Source organism: Cohnella boryungensis (assembly GCF_042651945.1).
GTDB lineage: Bacteria > Bacillota > Bacilli > Paenibacillales > Paenibacillaceae > Cohnella > Cohnella boryungensis.
Map to the genome: position 1 here is coordinate 73,875 of NZ_JBHSED010000038.1, position 18,512 is coordinate 92,386.

Sequence of the window (18,512 nt, forward strand, 5' to 3'; positions counted from 1 at the left end):
CCGTTTAGCCCGCTTGTGCGAAGGCAACGGAAAATCACGCTTAGCCGGGCGGACGATTGTTCCTCAAAGCGAGTCGGGCTGTCTTGAGACACTCCCTATGGCTGCTAATTCAAATCAAGCACTCTGCCGGTGATGACTCCGTTCTCGTCCCTGGAAAACTGCATCGCCCAAGATCGGCTGTCGTCCCCACTGAAGTTGACAACCTCCGAAAAGCCTGTTTGGCCTTCCGAAAAAAGCATATCCGGAAGCATCGTCACCGACCAGCTTTCATATTCGTAATGAATTCTGCCTTGCTTGTCATAGGTTACTTCTTTTACTGAATCGGGAAAGAGCGTCCCACTGGGGAGCTTTCTCATCAGTTCTTCCCTTGTGGTCATCAGCTCCGCTTCGGCCATAGCTGCAGCGTCTGCGTCAGCGCCGATCGGCTCCTCCCCCTTCGTATCCGCAGAGGTTTCCTTCAGGAGCTCTTGCAGGTAGGCATCCGCTTTGGCGTGATCGGCTTTTGCTTTATCCAGCGGCAGCTCGAACAGCAGCGAGGCTCCCGGATAATCCGCTCTTGCGCTGACCTCGCCCGTGCTTTCGTCATAGGCGAAAGCCTCCAGGCTAAAGAAGCTGCTGCCGCTGCTGATCGCAAGATACACCCCTCTGTCCGCGAACATCTCCACTCCGTCGCATTCAATCAGTCGGTACATGATTCCGTCCAGCACAATTTCACTGTAGCCCCCGCCCATCGTGACGATGTTAACCAGCCAAGGCTTCTGATGCTTGATCAGAGGGGAGATGAAAAACGGGTCCTTGCCGTATTCCGGGTCGCTCGTATGCGGCATTTGACCGCCATCCTGTCTCTCGATGGAGACAACGGCATACGTTCGGTCAGGAAGGATGGGATTCGAGGTGTCGCTCAGTTCTTTTAGCCCTGCGCCGGTGACGATGCCGTGCAGCGTAAAGCTGTAATCCCCGGAAGCGATCGATTGATTGATTTCAATGGCATCGGGACCTGCGAAAGCTTGAGCCAGTACCTGCTCCCCCAGATGCTCTGCGACTTGCTTGGAGCTGAACAACTGCGTAGCCGCGTAGGCAGTGACGGACATGACGAGCAGCAGCACGGCGGCAAGCATTCCCGCGGAAATTCTTCTTCTGTATGGACGAGTCATCTGATTTCTCTCCTTATATCGCGTTATAAGATTCTGGTTCAATGCCTCTCCGGGCTCCGGCGCGGACGATAGAGCTTGCTTAAGCCGCTTGTCCCATTGATCGGACTCATTCACGGGACGCCACCTCCAACCTTTTTCTCATGGCTTTTCGGGCCAAGTAAAGTCTGCTTTTGACGGTGCCTGACGGGATGCCGAGCGCCGCTGAAATCTCTTCAACGGACATTTCGGCAGTATAATGCATATATAACGGAATTTTCAGCTTGTCGTTCAGCTTGTCCGCAGCAGCCTGAATCATGTCTCGAAGCTCGTCGGACAGCACGGCTTCCTCCGGCGTGGCCTCTCCCGTCGTACGCCAAGCCATATCCGCAGCATCATTCAGCTCGGCAGTAGGGGCTATCCTCTGTCTCCAGGCGAATTTTCTCCGCTTGTTCCTATGCAACTGAACGGCAATCCCAATGAGGAAGGCTTTCGGATTTTGGCTTGCGTCCATTCTATGCCGTACTTCCATCGCTTTAAGAAAAGTTTCCTGATAGAGATCATCCGTATCCGCCCGATTGCCCGCAAGCCTGTAGCAAAACCCGTAGATGGCTTTGCCGTGCCGCTGGACAAGATCGCTTAATTCTTCGATATCCAAGAAGCTGCTCCTTTCTGAATGGCCATTCACCTCTATATTGTCATCACCTCGATAGAGGTTCACTTCGCGCCGGAATCGAGGGAAAGGACACCCTTATGACCTGCCTTCTTCTATGCCAAACAGCACGCCTTGAAGGGTGTGCTGTTTGAATGTTCCGGAAAGGCCGAAAAGCCCCCCGATTCCTACAGAAAGGGGCAATCCTCAAAGTGTTTGCATGCAATGGAAACATCCCAATTTTCAAGCGAAGGCTCTCAAATTTCACTAAGGTGGGAGATCGGATCTCTTTTTCAAGGATTTAGGACATAAACCGCGAATTATGTAATAGGAACGCAAGAACTAAATAAAATCGCGAAGCCAAGGAACTGATACGGATGGATGAACGCCATGTTTTAATCGTTACAGATAAAGGAGACGTGACCAAGAATATTATCGATTATACAACGGTGGAGAATAAAGTACTCATTCGTTTCAACAATAAGGATGAGTGCTACAATTTCCCCGCTTCTAAAGTCAATATAATGACGAACCCTGTCTCATTGGCTATTGACCGTCAGACGGTATTCTATAAAGGACTTCCTCTTCGGAATGTACAAGAGGCTTTAGATTTCGGAGGTATCCTTAAAATTTTCTTCAAGAATCAGACAACACAAATTTACGAGACTGAACTCATAAATATTAAAGAAACGAATCCTGCCGATAAATGGGTAACGAACCTGATGAATTATTGGGAGGATATCGCTCAATATGTGAAAAGTGAAGAGGAATCAGCAGGATATTCAAAAAAGCGTAGCAGGTTGGATCAACAGGATACTTTCCTAAAGAAGCAATTTTCCAGGCTGAATTCGATCCATGCAGATAGCGTGCTGGCTTCTTATGTGAATCAAACTCCCATCACTCCTTTGGGAACGGGCACAGCACCGGTTATTTACCCGTTCCGTTTTAACTTGAGTCAGAAAAAAGCCCTTGAGCAAGCGCTTATCAGTAAAATATGTGTGATTGAAGGCCCTCCCGGCACCGGAAAAACGCAAACCATTCTAAATATTCTTGCAAACTTAACCGCTATGCAAAACAAATCCGTAGCTGTCGTCTCAGGCAACAATGCAGCCGTAAGGAATGTGAAAGATAAGCTCGATAAAGACGGATACGGATTTATCGCTGCATCATTAGGAAACATGGAGAATAGGGAGGCTTTCTTCAATAACTTACCGGACTATCAAGTAGCCGATTGGAACAGCGATATTCCAATTGAAACCCATATAAAAACGATAAACGACTTGTCTCGACGGCTCGATGAGCTGCTATTGCTTGCCAATCGCAAGGCCAAGCTGGATCAAGAAATCTCTGCTTACCGGCTAGAAAAAAAGCACTTTCAGCTACATAATCAGCAGTTTGATTATGATGGAATGGAACGGCTCTTCTATCGCCGTCAAACCCCCGAAACGGTTATTTCATTTTTAGCGGATGAGTATTTTTCCGGCATTCATTCGTTCAGATTTCTCCGCAAAGCCAAGCTCCTCTTCAAGTATGGCTTCTATCAGTTTAAGAAGCTTAAAAAGAACCGCTTGGAATTGATAACCCGTTTGCAAATGAAATACTACGAATCCAAGCTTGCAGAGCTAGAACTAGAGAGTCACGAAATCAAGCTAGAACTGGATCGGGAATCCTTCGATGATCTGATGAAGCAGCATGAAACAAGCTCGACTGTTTTGTTCAAGCATCACCTGTTTCGCAAATATCGGAGTAAAAAAACCTATAATGGAAATCTGAAAAATTACAAGCATAATTTCGATGCTTTTATCGACCATTTTCCAATTCTGCTAAGTACGACGCATTCCTTACGCTCCTGCATACCCGACAATTTCCTATTTGACTATGTCATTATTGATGAGGCCTCTCAGGTTGATCTTCTGACGGGCGTACTTGCCATGTCCTGCTGCAAACAAGTCATTATTGTAGGAGATACTAAACAATTACCCCAGATAGTAGACGAGAAGATTCAAGGTAAATTAACGGTCACAGATGTTAGTGAGGCGTACAACTATTTTAATCACAGCGTGTTGACTTCCGTGCTTTCTATTTACGAAGAGAATATCCCGAAAGTAAGATTAAAAGAGCATTACAGATGCCGCCCCAGAATCATTGAATTTTGTAACCATCAATATTACGATAATGAATTAATCCCGTTTACGAGTGAAGAGGAATCGGATATCTCAATCCGGCTTCACTATACATCTGCAGGCAATCATATGAGAAGAGTGACTCTGGAAGGAAAGCAAGGCAGCTTTAATCATCGGGAGATTGAAGCATTCAGAGAAGAGATATTACAAGAACTTCAGTTGCAAAATATCCCAAATGAAGATATCGGCTTTACAACGCCTTATCGGCTACAGGTGACAGAAGCGAATCTGATATTGGATGACAATATTGAAATGGATACCGTTCATAAGTATCAAGGACGTGAGAAACCGGTCATGGTCTTGTCTACCGTTCTAGATCAAACTAGAAACGGGCAAATAGGCAAAAAGTTTGTCGAGAATCCTCAATTGGTCAACGTAGCGGTCTCCAGAGCTCAGAAGCAATTTATTCTGGTCACTGACCACCAATTGTTTCGAACCTCCCGAAAAGATATCGGTAATTTAATCAGATATATAGAGTACAACACGCTCCACGAGCATATCACTCAAAGTGAGTTAGTCTCTGTGTTTGATCTGTTATATTCCGAGTATTCCGAAAAACTAAACGATTTGCAAAACCGTTTGTTCACAAAATTTAGATATAAATCTGAAAATATTATATGGCGGGTTTTAAGCGATCTGATTGAAGAAGACAAATACAAGTGCGTCATATTCGGAACCCAAGTATACCTTAAGGATCTCATACGCGAGACCGGTCATCTGAGCGAGTCGGAGACAACCTATATTAAGCATAGAGCGTCTTTTGATTTTGTTTTTTATGATGCTATCAACAAGCAGCCCCTGCTCGCTCTTGAGGTTGATGGTTTCGCTTCCCATAGAAACAATCCGGATCAACTGGAGAGAGATAAGAAAAAAGATAGCATCTGCAAAAAAATCCAGTTGCCTTTATTAAGGCTGCCCACTACAGGATCTAATGAAATTGAGAAAATTCGAAGGAATCTGGATATGATCTTGTACAGCCAGGCTGATATCTAGGCAGAATCGTTGAAAAGCACGCCGATCGGCGTGCTTTCCCTCAATCTAATGCTATTTAACAAGCAGCTCCGTCAGAAGCTCCAGTTGCTTCGTCACCGCTATCGGATCATTTTGCAGGAACAAATCGTAATCGATGATCTCTACCTTATTATTCTTGACAGGCGCGAGGTTTGCCCATAGCCCCGTCCCTTGGAAGCTTTCGAAGGCGGCTTTGGTCTCTTCATTCGTAGCCACGATAAGACGATCGCCCACGAACTCGGGAATGACCTCGGCCGATACTTCCTTATAAGGCGGCGCTTGCTCCTTATTGTTGATCAGATCGCTCAATACCTTCTCATTCGGCTTTAAGCCCAAATACTTGTAAATGATGTTCCCGCCCATATTCTGATCTCTATAAATTCTGGGGGACTTCTCAAACACACTCATAATGGTAAACGATTCATCTGGAGAGAGGACTTCATTCACCTTCTGCTTGGAGACTGCAATCTTCTCTTCGAATTCCTTGATCCAATTCTCTGCCTCAGCTTGTTTTCCCAGAATGTCGCCCATCAGGGCAATGTCCTTGATTGGATCATAGTAAGGCTCAATGACGATGGTCGGCGCGATTTTAGAGAAGGCTTCATACCCGCCGCTCATCTCCACGTAAGCCTCGATCAGAATGATCAAATCCGGCTCAAGCTCGGTTATTTTCTCCAGACTCAGCGGCACGCCCAAATCCTCCATCCCCGTCGTATCGAGAGCCGGGTTTTGCAGAATGTAAGTAGAAGAGCCGAGCGGCCGTACGCCGAGCGCCAACAGCTGACCCACATGAAACGCGGTCACAATGCGTTGCGGCTGTTCTGGGATCTCCGTCTCGCCATGTAGATGCTTGAACGTTCTCATTGGAGCGGTCTGCTTCTCGCCTTCCGGCGACGCCGTTCCGTTCTCAGGCTGTGCGCTTTGCGTCGTCGTAGCTTGAGACGCAGGCGACGCCCCGTTATTCAAGTTGTTTGCTTGGCTTCCGCCAGTCTGACATGCGCTAATCAACAAGGTCAAGCATAACAGCATGGCTGCGGCCATAGATGGTCTCGTGTTCCTAAGCATATCTAGTTGTACCTCTCCCTTTTGATGATATTGATTTTCATTATCAATATCACTATAGAGGAAGCGATTTTTAGGAACAATGGAAAATGTTGAACTCGATAATGGATTATGTTGAACCTGTTGTTCCTTTAATATCTTCTTTCTGAATTGCGCCGGCGAAACGCCGGTCTGCTTCTTGAACAGGCGGCTGAAATAATAGACGTCCGAGTAGCCCACAGAAAGAGCGATGCTCTGCAAGCTGGATTCCGACGAGGCTAGCCGTTGTTTGGCCTGCTCGATGCGCACGTGGATTAAATAGTCGATCGGACTCGTCCCCACCTGAGCCTTGAATATTCTCGCGATGTAGCTGACGCTGCAAGCCAGCATGTCCGCCAGATCTTGAATGCCAATCGATTCCGGGTAATGCTCATCGATGTATCGCATCGCCGACATCACCATGTCGGGGGTTCCCTCTGCGGCTTCATTCACCGAAAGCTGCCGCAGAAGCTCATGCACAAATTCATAAAATAACGACTTTACCCTGAATTGATCCAACGTCTTCCCCTGCCGCCAAAGAAGCTCCATTCTGCGGACTTTTTCATACAAGGAAAAGGGCTCCGGCGGAGCCGCATGATAGATTGTCCGGAAAGGCCCCAGCTCTTCGGCCAACTGCCGCAGGGAGCTGCTTACCGGAAACGGAAGCATTGCCTTATAGAAAATCAAGTAGTAGGCAAACGGCTCCGCGGCGGTAACAATCTCCACGCTTGTTCCTTTGCCGCCATGCAGCAGGTGATAACGCCTTAGCCGGTTGGGCTCCCCGTCCAGCCATACGCAAGCGCTGCCTTGCGTAGCAAAAAGAAAAGCGCTGGAGGGCAGCAAAAAAGCATGTCTCCCCTCTTCGCTGACCCGCATCTGGTGACGAATATCCAAGACCCTGACAGCCGCCTGATTCCATAATAAAATATGCTCGTTCCAGTTCATGTTGTGTCCCTCGGTCAAGTCATATGTACATGTAACATAGAGACATTATAGCATCAAACTGCACGAGCCTTACTTCTTCAGCAATAAATAAACGAAATACGGTCCGCCGATCAACGCGACCATGATCCCTGCGGCAATCCCGTCCGGATCGACCAAATTGCGGCCGATCGTGTCCGCGAGCAGCAGCAGCCACCCGCCGAGTAGAACCGCAACGGGGATAAACAGCTGATTGCGCGGGCCGACCAGCGCCTTGGCCATATGCGGCGCCATCAAGCCGATAAAGGCGATTCCGCCCGTGACGGATACGGCGGACGCGGACGCGGCTACGGCGGCCAGAATCAGCACGAGTCGTTCTCTCTCAAGCTTCAGTCCGAGACCGATCGCCGACTCCTCGCCCATGCTGAGAAGATTGAGGCTGCGGGACTTATACAAGGTAAACGGGATCAGCAGGATCACCCAGGGCAGCAGCGCCCAGACAAACGGCCAATCCGCTCCCCATATATTGCCCGCGATCCATTTCGCGATAAAATCGACCTTCGACCGTTCCGCCGAAGAGATGATCACGATCATAACCCCGGACAGCGCCAGAGAGAAGCCCACTCCGACGAGAACCAGCCGGATCGGATCAAGCCCCTTCGTTCGACTGTAGGAGAATACATAGACGAGAACGGCCGTTGCCAACGCGCCAAGGAAGGCGACCAGCGGCAGCACGTAGACGAAGGTACCGGCGTCGATGGGAAAGTACAGGAAAAAGACGGCAATCGCCACCCCCGCGCCGGAATTGATGCCAATGAGCCCCGGGTCGGCCAGATCGTTGCGGGTAACGCTTTGCAGAATCGAGCCGGCCAGCGCAAGCGCCATCCCCGACAGCAGCGTAATGACGATTCTTGGCAAGCGGACGGAGAACATCACAAAGTCTTCTTTGAAGGTGCCGTGACCGAACAGGACGGGAAGCAGCCTGTCGAACGACAGGGAAGAATACCCGAGCCCCATGCCGGCCACCGCCGTTGCCGCGATCAGCCCCACGCTGACAAGCAGGATCAGGCGCTGTTTGCGAATGAGAGCGAACTGGTTCATGAGAGAGCTTTCCCTCCTCTGCGCACGACGAACAAGAAGAAAGGCAAGCCGAGCATTGCGACGATGGCGACCACAGGCGTCTCGTAAGGCGCGTTGATCGTTCGTCCCAGCGTATCGGCAAGCAGCATGAAGGTCGCTCCGATCAATGCCGAGAAGGGCAGAACGTGCCGATAATCGGTGCCCGCGATTTTGCGGACGATGTGCGGAATCATCAGCCCCACGAACGCCATATTCCCGACAAGAGCGACCGATGCGCCGGAAAGCACGATCACCAGAACGAACAGGACGGCCTTGACCAGTACCATTCTCTGACCCAATCCGGTCGCCACCTCGTCGCTCAGGTTCAGAATGCTCAACTGGTTGGACAGAAGCAGTGCGCCCGCAATGCCCAGCAGAATGACCGGCGCTATCGCCTGGATCTGTCCCCATGTCGTTCCGATCAAGCCGCCCGCGGTCCACATGGAGACGTCCTTGGATATTTTGAACAGAATACTGACGCCATCCGAGACGGCATAGAGGAACGCCGATACAGCCGCACCTGCCAGTACGATCCGAATCGGGGACAGACGGCCACGACGCGTGGAGCCGAGAGCGAGAACCAAAGCCGCTCCCAGCGCAGCGCCGAGGAAGCAGGCTGCCAGGATGCCGACATAGCTCAATCCCGGGAAAAATACGAAAGCCAGCGCAAGCGCCATATTCGCGCCGGAGGTCAGCCCCAGCAAGCCCGGATCGGCCAGCGGATTGCGGGTGACTCCCTGCATGATCGCGCCGGATACGGCCAACGCGGCGCCAATCAGCATCGCGGCCAGCTCGCGAGGCAGCCGCAGCTCGCGAAGGACGAGAATGCTCTCGTCCTTCGCGGCGGAAGTCAAGGCAAGCCATACGTCGCGCAGAGTAGTATCCGCGGCGCCGAACACCATCGACAGAACGAAGCACAACGCAAGCAGGATTGCGCAGCCAAGCAGCTTGCAGGCAACGGCGAATCGTCTTTTACTCATCATTGAACGCTCATCTGCTCCCCATCAGCCGAGGAAATGTTGAATGAAAAAGGCCAGCTGGTATTCCATGCTCAGCGGATCGTTGAAGTAAAAGGCTTTGGCATCCGCCTCGTATACGTGCTGATTCTGGACGGCGGGAAGATTTTTGTAGGTTTCCGTGTTCTGGAACGTGTTGTCTTCGTCCGCGTTTTTGCTGAAAATGACATAGTCGCCGGTATAGTCCTTCAGCACTTCCGTCGATACCGCGAAAAAGCCGTCCTTGCTTGTCGCTTCCTTGACCTTCTCCGGCATGTCCAGCCCGAATTGCTGGTACAAAATTTCGGTTCCCCGGCCGAAATTGTCGCCATAGACGTAGAGCTGCTTGTTGAAGGTTTCGATGACCGACACCGTCGCGTTCGCGCCGATCTTCGCCTTGATTTCTTCTCCGGCTTTTTTGCTTCGGGCATCGAAGTCCTCCACCCAGGCCTGGGCTTCCTTCTCCTTGTTCAGCAGCTTGCCGATCTCCAGCTGCTGCGCCTTGAAATCGAGCTTACCGTAGGTGTACGTCACCGTCGGGGCGATCTGCTTGAATTTATCGATGTTCTTGATATCCGACAATCCGATAATCAGGTCGGGATTCAGTTCAATAATCTTCTCGAGGCTTTCGTCGGATACGGCCTCCGCATCCTTCAGCCTGTCTGCGAAATTCGGATTGTCCTTGGACATTTCGTCTGCGCCGACCAGTGGCACGTCCAGCAGCATGACGTTTCCGGTCAGGAATCGGGTAAGCACAACGACGCGCTGCGGATGAGTCGGCACCTCTACAGGACCGCTCTCGGATTGATAAGTAAAGGTGGCGGATTCCGATGCAGCCGATCCCGACGGAGCGGCTGGAGCGGATTCGGCAGCGGGACTGCTTGCATTGCCGTTCTTGCTCGTTTGACTGCCGCCGCAAGCGCTCAGCAGAAGAACAAGAACCAGGACGAACGGAACGGACAACTTTTTCATAATAGGACTCTCTCCCTTTTAAGTGCGATGTGTCTCTGAAGATGAAAATCATTCTCATTTACTTAAACTATTATAGAGAGCCCTTCCGCCCCTATCCATGCCTTATTGTTCGAATAATGGCTTGGATTATTGGATGCTCGTAAACAGCGCAACCGCCCGTTGAAGCTGCAAGCGAATCGATACCGGGTTATACGGAACCCATTCATCCATCTCCAGATGATGGACTTGATTCCGCCGTACGGCGGGAAGCTCGTCCCAATAGACGGAGCTGAATATCGCCTCCGAATGCGCCGTGGAGCCTTTCACATCCGGAAACGCAATGACCAGCAGCCGATCTCCCGCATAATCCGCAAGCTCCGATAACGCGATGGGAATGGAATGCAATTGATCCCCAAGCCGCTCGATCTCCTGCTTGATTCTGGCCGGAGGCTGCAGTCCGAGCGATTGATACAGGACATATCCGACATTGCGCGTTCCGTAGACGAGCAAGCTCTCGGGCTTAACGACCAGAATCGTGATTGTCTCCTTCGCCGCTTGGCTTTGCTGTACCTTCGCACGCGCCGCCTGCTCCTCGCGCTCGAATTCGGACAGCCATTGCTCGGCCCGATCGCTTCGCTGAATCGCCTTGGCGATCAAGCGAAGATGCTCCTTCCAGCCGAGCTCCATCCAGGATATATCCACAACGGGCGCTACAGCCCGCAGATGCCCGGCATTCAGCCCGAAGTGATTCAGATGCAGGCTTGCCGCAATAATCAGCTCGATGCCGCTATCAAGCAGAACCGATCTCACTTGCTCGACAGAGCTGTCCGCATTCATGAACCTCATCGTTTGCGACGGTTGCACATCGGCTGTGCTTACATACTCGTTGTTGTCCGATAGGATGACGGCAGGCTCCACGCCAAGCAGCAGCAAATGGCTGGCGTACGGCGTCAGCCATACGGCCACGCGCTTGAAGGGGGTGCGTGGATAGGCCGAGGGCGATGCCCCCGTCTGTTGTTTAAAGCGGCGGCTTAAATAAAACTCGTCCTTGTAGCCGACCTTTAACGCGATCTCCCGGAGCGTGCCCGATCCGTGAAGCAGCAGCTCCATTGCCCGGTGAACGCGAAGCCGCGACAAGTATTCGTTCGGCGTGAAGCCTGTAAGCTGCTTGAAGAGAATGGAATAGTGGGATTGGCTGACGCCTGCAAGCTCAGCTAACTGCTCGCGCGTGATTTTGTCGCTGAAGTGGTTCTCCGCATAGGCAATGCTGCGTTCCATGGACAACTGCTCGCTGGACGCATATCTGGATTCCTGACGTTCGAGACACAGGAGAAGAATATGATGAAACACGATCTGATTCCGCACATGGCGAGCTTCATTCTCGGGAGAACGATGGACGTACAGCTCCTCCATATGGGCTACAATCGAAGGCTCATACGGGAAAAAATAAAGACTTGAATTGGCGGCTACCTCGCTTCTGCGCATCATCGCGTCCGACTGCTCGGGTCTCGCTTGCTCTCTGGTCCCGATGGCCAGCTTATAGACATGAAGAGGCTGCGCGGGATTCGCCAGCAGAGCGGCAGGGCTGTTCGCCGGGAGAAGGACGACGCTTCCTTCCGCAAGCTCGCAGCTTTGGTCGTCGGTCTTGAGGGTGCCCTGGCCGCCAGCTACCGCAATAAGCACGCTCACATTCTCGTTAATCCTGTACATAGGCAGGCTTGAGGTGCTGTACAACGAATGAATGCTGTCTGCCGTATATAATGGAAACCGGGACTCCGCCCATTCCGAATTCATACCGTTATTCATAGCCCATGCCTCCATTGCCATAAGAACAACTCTATCTATACTATAATGCCCCATTCCGATTGTTCAAGGACAAGGTTTTGCTCAGACTTCGACGACGCACCGAGAGTTGCAACCGCATTGGCCGTTAGTCGCCGTCATCGTTCCGGGTCTCTCCCGATTCCACTCACACAAAAACCCGACCTTTTCGCGGTCGGGTTTCTCGTGGCGGAGGCAAGCGGCTGCGCAAAGCCGCCGCCGCTTGCCTCCGTAATTTCGAAGTTATACTTGTTTGAATTCGATCCAGTCGATCTGCAGACCCGGCTTGACGAACTCCAATCTCAGCTCATACAGACCGGCTTCCAGCCCAACCTTCACAAGCTTCTGTCTGATCCATTTGCCTTCCGTTCCGTTCGTTTGAATGGTCGTCATCAATTGACCGTTCAGCAGCACGTTGCATGCGCTTTGCGCCAGCTCGGATTCCGTGGACATGATGTGGACGATGATCCGATACTCCCCGGCCTGATCCACCTTCAGCAAGGTCGGCCCGTCGGCGGCCGGCTTCACTTGCCCATTCTCGGAGATGGCCTTCGCCTGCTCTGCCGAAAGCGATGCATTGCCCTTGAAGGCTTCAATCTTCTCCTCAATGACCTGCTTTCTGGAGAAGACCGGCGCATGCATGATGAATCGGCAGATGTTCATGGCCGAACGCTGCAGCTCTCCTCGCGTTAACGTCCCCTTCTCCAGCGACTCCAGCGTGTTGTCGTCCCAGCCGTTGATCTCTGCGCCGTAGTTCGGAACGACCATATACAGATCGTTTTGTGCGCGAACCATCCAGTTCGTATACTTCCGATCCGCCGCGCCCCCATGGACAACATCGTTCATGATCGCCCACCAGTCGGTCATCACAATGCCCGTAAAGCCCCATTCTCCGCGCAGAATCGTCGTGTTGAGATCGTAATTGGAAGCCGCCCAATGCCCGTTGACGGGATTGTAGGAGGTCATGATCGAATTAGCGCCGCCCTGCTTCACCGCGATCTCGAAGCCCTTCAAATAAATTTCCCGAAGAGCGCGTTCGGATACGACCGCGTCCACCTTGCTGCGATGCTTCTCCTGATTGTTGCAGGCAAAATGCTTCAGCGTAGCGTTGGAGCCGCCCTTCATGATGCCTCTCGTGCATGCCGCGGCGAATTCCCCCGAGATCAGCGGATCTTCGGAGAAATACTCGAAGTTGCGGCCGTTAAGGGGACTGCGCCGGATGTTCAGGCCGGGCCCGAGCAGGGCGTCCACTTGATTGCTTAACAATTCCCGGCCTTCCATAACATACAGCTCTTCGACCAAATCCGGATTCCAGGTTGCGGCAAGCAGCGTCCCGATGGCCACTTGGGTCGCCTTCTGACCGCTGTCCATCCGAATGCCGGACGGTCCGTCCGCCGTGCAGGCAACCGGAATGCCGTACTTGAACAAGCTGTCGCTTACGCCGCCGAACGCCGAAGCCGTACCCGGCGTGACCAACGGGCTGCTCATGCCCTCTCCCCTGACAATCGCAGCCAGCTCTTGATCGTCGAGCTGGGCGATAAAGGCCTCCATGCTCACTTTGCCGTCATGCACGTCTCTTAACCGGTGGCCTTGATCGCCGGTTTGCTTCAAGGTCTCGGGAAGATTGCTCTCGATCCGTTCCGCTAGAGAAATCTTCCGCTTGGGCGTTTCCTCGAAGACGAGCTCATACGTGCCCTCGGCCTTGCGAGCCCCCGGCTTCATTCTCGTAAAGCTTTCGGTCGGCGCAAGCGCTTCTTGCAGCCGCTCGACGACTTGCAAGGCTTCCACGACATAGCCGCTTTGTCCCTGAATACCGATCTCCGCAACGTTTTTGACACTTGTCCCTACATACAAGCGGTAGGCGCCTGCCTCCAGCACATAGGTCGAAGGACAGCCTGTCACGCCGGCGTCGTCATAGGAGGCCATGGAGCGAGCGGGGAAGCTCACGGTCAGAAGCTGCGATTCCCCCGGCTGAAGAACTCGGGTCTTCCCGAATGCCGCCAGAGCTTTGGCCGGCTGCCCCAGCATCCCTTGCGGCGCTTCGTAGTAGACCTGCACGACCTCCTTGCCCGCATAGAGAGCTCCCGTATTCGTTACGTTTACATCAATCTCGACGTACTCCTGTCCTTCGCGGGTCGTTAGTCTGGCTTCCTCAGGCTCAAGCTGAAACTCGGTATACGAGATGCCGAAGCCGAATTCATACTGGACTTTATCCGGGCAGAATGTCTCGAAATACCGATAGCCCACATAGATATCTTCCTGATACAGGTTCTTGAACTCATTGCCGTAATTGCGGGTCGATGGGTAATCCTCGATGGAATAGGCGATCGTGTCCGTCAGCTTGCCGCTCGGCGTAACGTCACCCGCCAGAACGTCGGCGATCGCATTGCCTCCCTCCATGCCGCCCTGCCAAGAGTAAATGGCGGACGAGATCGGATGGGCAAAGCCCTCATCGTTCATCCAGCTCATATCGATGATGTTCGAGACGTTCAGCACGACAACGGTTTGTTCGAAAAAAGCCGTAACCTGCTTCAGCATCGCGATTTCGTCCGCCGTGAGCTTGTAGCTTCCCGGCTCGTCGGCATTGTCCTGATCCTCTCCCGCCGTGCGTCCGATCACGACGATGGCCTTGCCCGATTGGCTTCTTGCCCGCGCCACCTGCTCATCGGTTAACGGCATTTCCTTCTGATGCCACGGTTCTGCCGCCCAGCCGCCTCCGCCGTTGTCGAAAGGATTTTGCTCAATCCATTTTTCGTAGACGGCCGCCAGCTCTTCATTGATTTTCAGGTTCTTTTTGCTGCGCAGACCGTCCAGCAGATTGGTCGTATAGGCCACGTGGACGCTTCCGCCCGAGCCTGTTCCGCTCCTATAATAGTTCACTTGGGTTCTGCCGAATATCGATACGGTCTCGCCGTCTCGAAGCGGAAGCACCCGATCTGTATTCTTCAACAATACCGCGCCCTCCGCGGCTACCGTCCGACTAAATTCAGCAAATCCTGCCAATGGGACACCCAGATTCTGAGTACTCAAGTTGTTTCCTCCCGTTTGTCGTTTCCCTGTGACTTCAATGACCTTTAAAGAATAAAAGATATAGGTCCAATATACAAGCAACAACGCTTGAATCAGACAACCCCGCAAGAGACGCTGCGGGGTTGCCGGTCAACATCTTACATATTTGCGTTTGAAGCCGAGCTGCCCTTTATCCACTGCCTTACGGATATTGTCGGAGGCGAGCAGGAGCTTGCTTTTGGCCTTGCCTCGCTGGACTTCGACGGGGCCGATTGCCTCTGCGGTCTCGACCGCCTTCTTATGAAGCGGCACATAGGATACCGCTACGGTGTAAACAAAATTGTTCATTGCATATTTCGTTCGCTCGGGAGAGTCGTGAATCGTGTTTGCCACTTGCTCAAGCATTTTGGCCAGTTTACTTTCGGAGAACTCGGCGTCCGGCCGATTTCCGAGCAGCCAGCAGTAACAGCTCCAGCCTGCCGACATTCTCAGCTCTTCTCCGCTGGCAATCCATTTGTCGGCAACCTGCTGGGCAATGTCCGCCTCGGCTAGGGTCACCGCAACTACAAAGTCGGACAGCATATAGAAATACGCGGAATCGATCCAACGGTCGAAATCCGCTTCAGTCATCGCGTTCGGATCGGCAATGACGCCGGCAAAGTACATGGCGTCGTAGTTCCCTGTAGCATAAAGCTGCTCAGCCAGCGGCTGATTTCTCTTGATTATTTTGGCGATGGGCTTCATTGCTCCGGTAGCTACGCCAAAAACCGGCTCGCTCGCGCCGTTGGACAGGTAGATTTTCTTGGTTCGTTCCTTCCCGAGAGCTTCAAGCTCCTGCATCACCATTTCTACATTCATGGCTCACACTTCCTCGCGCTAGGGTATGTCAAAAGAATAGCATTGCCGTTAGGGTCCTGCAAATCCAAGTACCCGCGACGACGAGCAATACCCAGGAGGATGCTGCAACCGGCGAATATCAACTCTGCGAAACGTCGTGGCGTCAGCGCTTATTTATAGATAATAACTATTAAATATATAATTTATATATCTTTAACATATAAGCATTCTTAACCTATACTGAGCTTACAAAACCTTGAAGGAGCTGAAGGACATGGAGCAAAACACCTCAACGAACCACTGGAACTCCGAGGCTTATGACAGCAAGCTGGACTTTGTATCCAAATTGGGCGGAGGCGTAATGGAGCTGCTTGCGCCCAAGCCGGGAGAGCGAATTCTCGATTATGGCTGCGGAACCGGAGATTTGACCATACAGCTCGCGGATGCGGGAGCAGCTCCGGTAGGAATCGATCTTTCCGCCGACATGATTACGCGAGCCAGGCAGAAGTTCCCCGGCATCGACTTTCAGATCGCCGACGGACTGCAATACCGTACGGATCATCCGTTCGATGCGGTATTCTCGAATGCCGCGCTCCATTGGATGCCGCAAGCGGAGGCGGCAGCGAAAGCCGTATGGCACGCGCTTAAGGGCGGCGGCCGATTTGTCGCCGAATTCGGCGGGCACGGCAACGTCGCAGCGATCACCGCGGCCATCTCCCGCGCTTTGGAGAAGCACGGTTACGATCCGGCGGGGCGCAGCCCCTGGTACTTCCCGACCCTCGGGGAATACTCGGCTCTGTTGGAACGAATCGGCTTCCGCGTGACCTTCGCCCAGCACTTTGATCGTCCGACTCCACTTAAAGGCGACAGCGGATTGGCGGATTGGCTCGATATGTTCTCCGACGATTTTTTCGGCGATATCGCCTCATCCGACAAGAAAGCTTCAATCTACCGCACTATTATGGAAGAAGCCGCGCCAACGCTTTATCGGGACGGCGGTTGGTTCGCGGATTACAAGCGGCTGCGAATTGCGGCCGTGAAGCCTTAAGACGGTTGTCGGGGGTACAAATTCCGGCGCAAGCGACATACAAAATCCCGGCATCCGATTCGGATCGGCTACCGGGATGACTGTTGTTCTGGAGCGGATTCGTCCCGCATCGCGCCCCGTGGTTATAGATTGGATGTGACGCGACAATTCTAGAATGATTTTAACAGCAGTTCAAGAATTTGTTTCGCTTGCTTGCGGGCTTCCGCTGGATCATCGGATTCGGCAATTCCGATCGCGGCCTCGGTGATGGCTCCAAATAGAATGTATGCCAGCATAGGAATCGACTTGTTCCTGATATCTCCAGAGTTCACGAGCTCCTGCAGCAACAAGGTCGACAAGCCGATTACGCTGTTCTTTTCTTTCTCTCTCCAATCTGCCCATCCCAGTACGACCGGCGCTTCCTGCAGCACGATTTGACGGTATGCCGGCTGAATACACCCCTCCAAGTAAACTTCCAAGGCTGTCAGGGCTCTTTCCCAAGGATCAACCATGGGTTCGATCGTTCTCGTAATTCGCCCTACCATTTCGTCAAGAAACTGATCTACGACTTGTTCGAAGATCGCTCTCTTGTCCTTGAAATTGTAATAAAAGGCTCCTTTCGTCAGTTGTTCCTGCTTAACGATTTCATCAATCGAAGTTTTCGCGTATCCAAACTCGGTAAAGAGCAGTTCGGCTCGACGAAGCAGCGCCGCTCTAGTAGATTCGGCCTGTACTTGCTTAGGGATTTGTCTATTCATATGACCATTATAGCGTGAAGCACGCCGCTTAGAAAGCGTTCTCCCCGTATAACATACTCTCGGTATTGCCAACATACTGAGAGTATGTTACATTGATTGCATCGAAAACGACAGGGGGCTCACTAATGAAAAAAGCTCAGGTTAATGCCGGGATCATCCATTACCGCGATATGGGCAGAGGCCAAGCCATCGTGTTCCTGCATGGCACGTTAAGTAACGGAAACACATGGAGAAAGGTTTTGCCGCTTCTTGCCGAACGGTTTCGTTGTGTTGTTCCCGACTTACCGCTAGGCGGGCACTCCGCCCGCCTTGTTCCTTCAGCGGATTTATCCCCGAAAGGTATAGCGGTCATGCTTAAAGAATTTCTGGATTCACTAGAATTGGATAAAGTAATTCTCGTAGGCAACGACACCGGCGGAGCCTATGCGCAGGTTTTTGCGACGATGTACCCCGGTTCCCTTAGTCGATTGGTGCTTTGCAATACCGACGCATTCGAGATTTTTCCCCCGAAGGCGTTTGCGCTTCTACAATCGGGCGTGAAAATTCCGGGCTTCACCTGGCTCATGGCCCAGCTGTTTCGGTATAAATCTCTACTAAAAACCTCTCTTGTACTGGGCTTACTCTCCCATCGCTTGACGAAGGATCAATTGTCCGATCTATATGTTCGTCACTTTATTCGGAATAGCGGAGTTCGCGCAGATTTCGTCAAAGTCGTGAAGGGTTGGTCGCCGGAGTATACCTTGTTGGCTGCCAAAAATTTAGAAAATTTCCGGCAACCCGTCCTAATTCTATGGGGAGCCGATGATCGAAAGCTGTTCCCGCTAGAATTGGGCCGACGCTTACATGCCCTTTTCCCGAATGCATCCTTCAAGCTGGTCCCAGACTCCCTTACCTACGTTCAAGAGGATCAGCCTGAGACTTTCGCATATGAGCTTATTCACTTCTGCAGCAGTTCGGCGAAACAAACCGATTTCGCGTGAATCCATCAGGTCGGCCGATCGGCATAAGTCTCGGACCC

13 protein-coding genes are annotated in these 18,512 nt (G+C 52.1%); 3 read left to right on the plus strand and 10 right to left on the minus strand.

All coding sequences use genetic code 11. From position 1 onward, the window contains the following. Positions 1–104: 104 nt before the first annotated feature. The gene (locus tag ACFO1S_RS18280) at positions 105–1,268 is read right to left on the minus strand and encodes a hypothetical protein (RefSeq protein WP_204604286.1); all 1,164 of its coding nucleotides are present in this window, start codon (positions 1,266–1,268) and stop codon (positions 105–107) included. After that, a complete protein-coding gene (locus ACFO1S_RS18285) occupies positions 1,261–1,788 on the minus strand; it encodes an RNA polymerase sigma factor (RefSeq protein WP_204604287.1) in 528 nt (175 codons plus the stop codon). Before ACFO1S_RS18285 ends, ACFO1S_RS18280 begins: the two co-directional genes overlap by 8 nt. 371 nt (positions 1,789–2,159) lie before the next feature. On the opposite strand from ACFO1S_RS18285, the gene ACFO1S_RS18290 reads away from it, so the two are divergent. Then, entirely contained in the window at positions 2,160–4,958 is a 2,799-nt protein-coding gene (locus ACFO1S_RS18290; RefSeq protein ID WP_204604288.1) for an AAA domain-containing protein, read from the plus strand. Positions 4,959–5,009: 51 nt separating this feature from the next. Here the strand turns inward: ACFO1S_RS18290 and ACFO1S_RS18295 are convergent, their stop codons facing one another. The 7 genes from ACFO1S_RS18295 to ACFO1S_RS18325 form a co-directional block, all read right to left on the minus strand. Further along, positions 5,010–7,001, minus strand: coding sequence for an AraC family transcriptional regulator (locus ACFO1S_RS18295; protein WP_204604289.1), 1,992 nt, complete (start codon positions 6,999–7,001; stop codon positions 5,010–5,012). Between the two features lie 69 nt (positions 7,002–7,070). Then, entirely contained in the window at positions 7,071–8,078 is a 1,008-nt protein-coding gene (locus ACFO1S_RS18300; RefSeq protein WP_204604290.1) for a FecCD family ABC transporter permease, read from the minus strand. Next, on the minus strand, positions 8,075–9,079 hold the full coding sequence (locus ACFO1S_RS18305; RefSeq protein ID WP_204604291.1) for a FecCD family ABC transporter permease: 1,005 nt from the start codon (positions 9,077–9,079) through the stop codon (positions 8,075–8,077). Before ACFO1S_RS18305 ends, ACFO1S_RS18300 begins: the two co-directional genes overlap by 4 nt. A gap of 21 nt (positions 9,080–9,100) precedes the next feature. After that, complete coding sequence (locus tag ACFO1S_RS18310; protein ID WP_204604292.1) at positions 9,101–10,063, minus strand: iron-hydroxamate ABC transporter substrate-binding protein; 963 nt, start codon at positions 10,061–10,063, stop codon at positions 9,101–9,103. 126 nt (positions 10,064–10,189) lie between these two features. After that, positions 10,190–11,848, minus strand: a complete 1,659-nt coding sequence (locus ACFO1S_RS18315) for a helix-turn-helix domain-containing protein (RefSeq protein ID WP_204604293.1) — start codon at positions 11,846–11,848, stop codon at positions 10,190–10,192. A gap of 258 nt (positions 11,849–12,106) precedes the next feature. Continuing rightward, complete coding sequence (locus tag ACFO1S_RS18320; protein WP_204604294.1) at positions 12,107–14,893, minus strand: glycoside hydrolase family 3 C-terminal domain-containing protein; 2,787 nt, start codon at positions 14,891–14,893, stop codon at positions 12,107–12,109. Positions 14,894–15,022: 129 nt separating this feature from the next. Then, entirely contained in the window at positions 15,023–15,730 is a 708-nt protein-coding gene (locus ACFO1S_RS18325; protein WP_204604295.1) for a DNA alkylation repair protein, read from the minus strand. 253 nt (positions 15,731–15,983) lie between these two features. Between ACFO1S_RS18325 and ACFO1S_RS18330 the strand changes: the two genes are divergently transcribed. Then, positions 15,984–16,757 carry a class I SAM-dependent methyltransferase gene (locus ACFO1S_RS18330; RefSeq protein WP_204604296.1) on the plus strand — a complete coding sequence of 258 codons (774 nt, stop codon included), beginning with the start codon at positions 15,984–15,986 and terminating at the stop codon, positions 16,755–16,757. 149 nt (positions 16,758–16,906) lie between these two features. Here ACFO1S_RS18330 and ACFO1S_RS18335 read toward each other — a convergent pair whose 3' ends face one another. Next, the gene (locus ACFO1S_RS18335; RefSeq protein WP_204604297.1) at positions 16,907–17,494 is read right to left on the minus strand and encodes a TetR/AcrR family transcriptional regulator; all 588 of its coding nucleotides are present in this window, start codon (positions 17,492–17,494) and stop codon (positions 16,907–16,909) included. 125 nt (positions 17,495–17,619) lie between these two features. Here ACFO1S_RS18335 and ACFO1S_RS18340 point away from each other — a divergent pair, with 125 nt between their 5' ends. Continuing rightward, a complete protein-coding gene (locus ACFO1S_RS18340) occupies positions 17,620–18,474 on the plus strand; it encodes an alpha/beta fold hydrolase (RefSeq protein WP_204604298.1) in 855 nt (284 codons plus the stop codon). Positions 18,475–18,512: the final 38 nt, after the last annotated feature.

Bases quoted from the DNA above. Each gene is read 5' to 3' on its own strand.
- ACFO1S_RS18290 (WP_204604288.1), top strand. From the start codon at position 2,160: ATGGATGAACGCCATGTTTTAATCGTTACAGATAAAGGAGACGTGACC.
- ACFO1S_RS18295 (WP_204604289.1), bottom strand. From the start codon at position 7,001: ATGAACTGGAACGAGCATATTTTATTATGGAATCAGGCGGCTGTCAGG.
- ACFO1S_RS18300 (WP_204604290.1), bottom strand. From the start codon at position 8,078: ATGAACCAGTTCGCTCTCATTCGCAAACAGCGCCTGATCCTGCTTGTC.
- ACFO1S_RS18305 (WP_204604291.1), bottom strand. From the start codon at position 9,079: ATGATGAGTAAAAGACGATTCGCCGTTGCCTGCAAGCTGCTTGGCTGC.
- ACFO1S_RS18310 (WP_204604292.1), bottom strand. From the start codon at position 10,063: ATGAAAAAGTTGTCCGTTCCGTTCGTCCTGGTTCTTGTTCTTCTGCTG.
- ACFO1S_RS18315 (WP_204604293.1), bottom strand. From the start codon at position 11,848: ATGAATAACGGTATGAATTCGGAATGGGCGGAGTCCCGGTTTCCATTA.
- ACFO1S_RS18325 (WP_204604295.1), bottom strand. From the start codon at position 15,730: ATGAATGTAGAAATGGTGATGCAGGAGCTTGAAGCTCTCGGGAAGGAA.
- ACFO1S_RS18330 (WP_204604296.1), top strand. From the start codon at position 15,984: ATGGAGCAAAACACCTCAACGAACCACTGGAACTCCGAGGCTTATGAC.
- ACFO1S_RS18335 (WP_204604297.1), bottom strand. From the start codon at position 17,494: ATGAATAGACAAATCCCTAAGCAAGTACAGGCCGAATCTACTAGAGCG.
- ACFO1S_RS18340 (WP_204604298.1), top strand. From the start codon at position 17,620: ATGAAAAAAGCTCAGGTTAATGCCGGGATCATCCATTACCGCGATATG.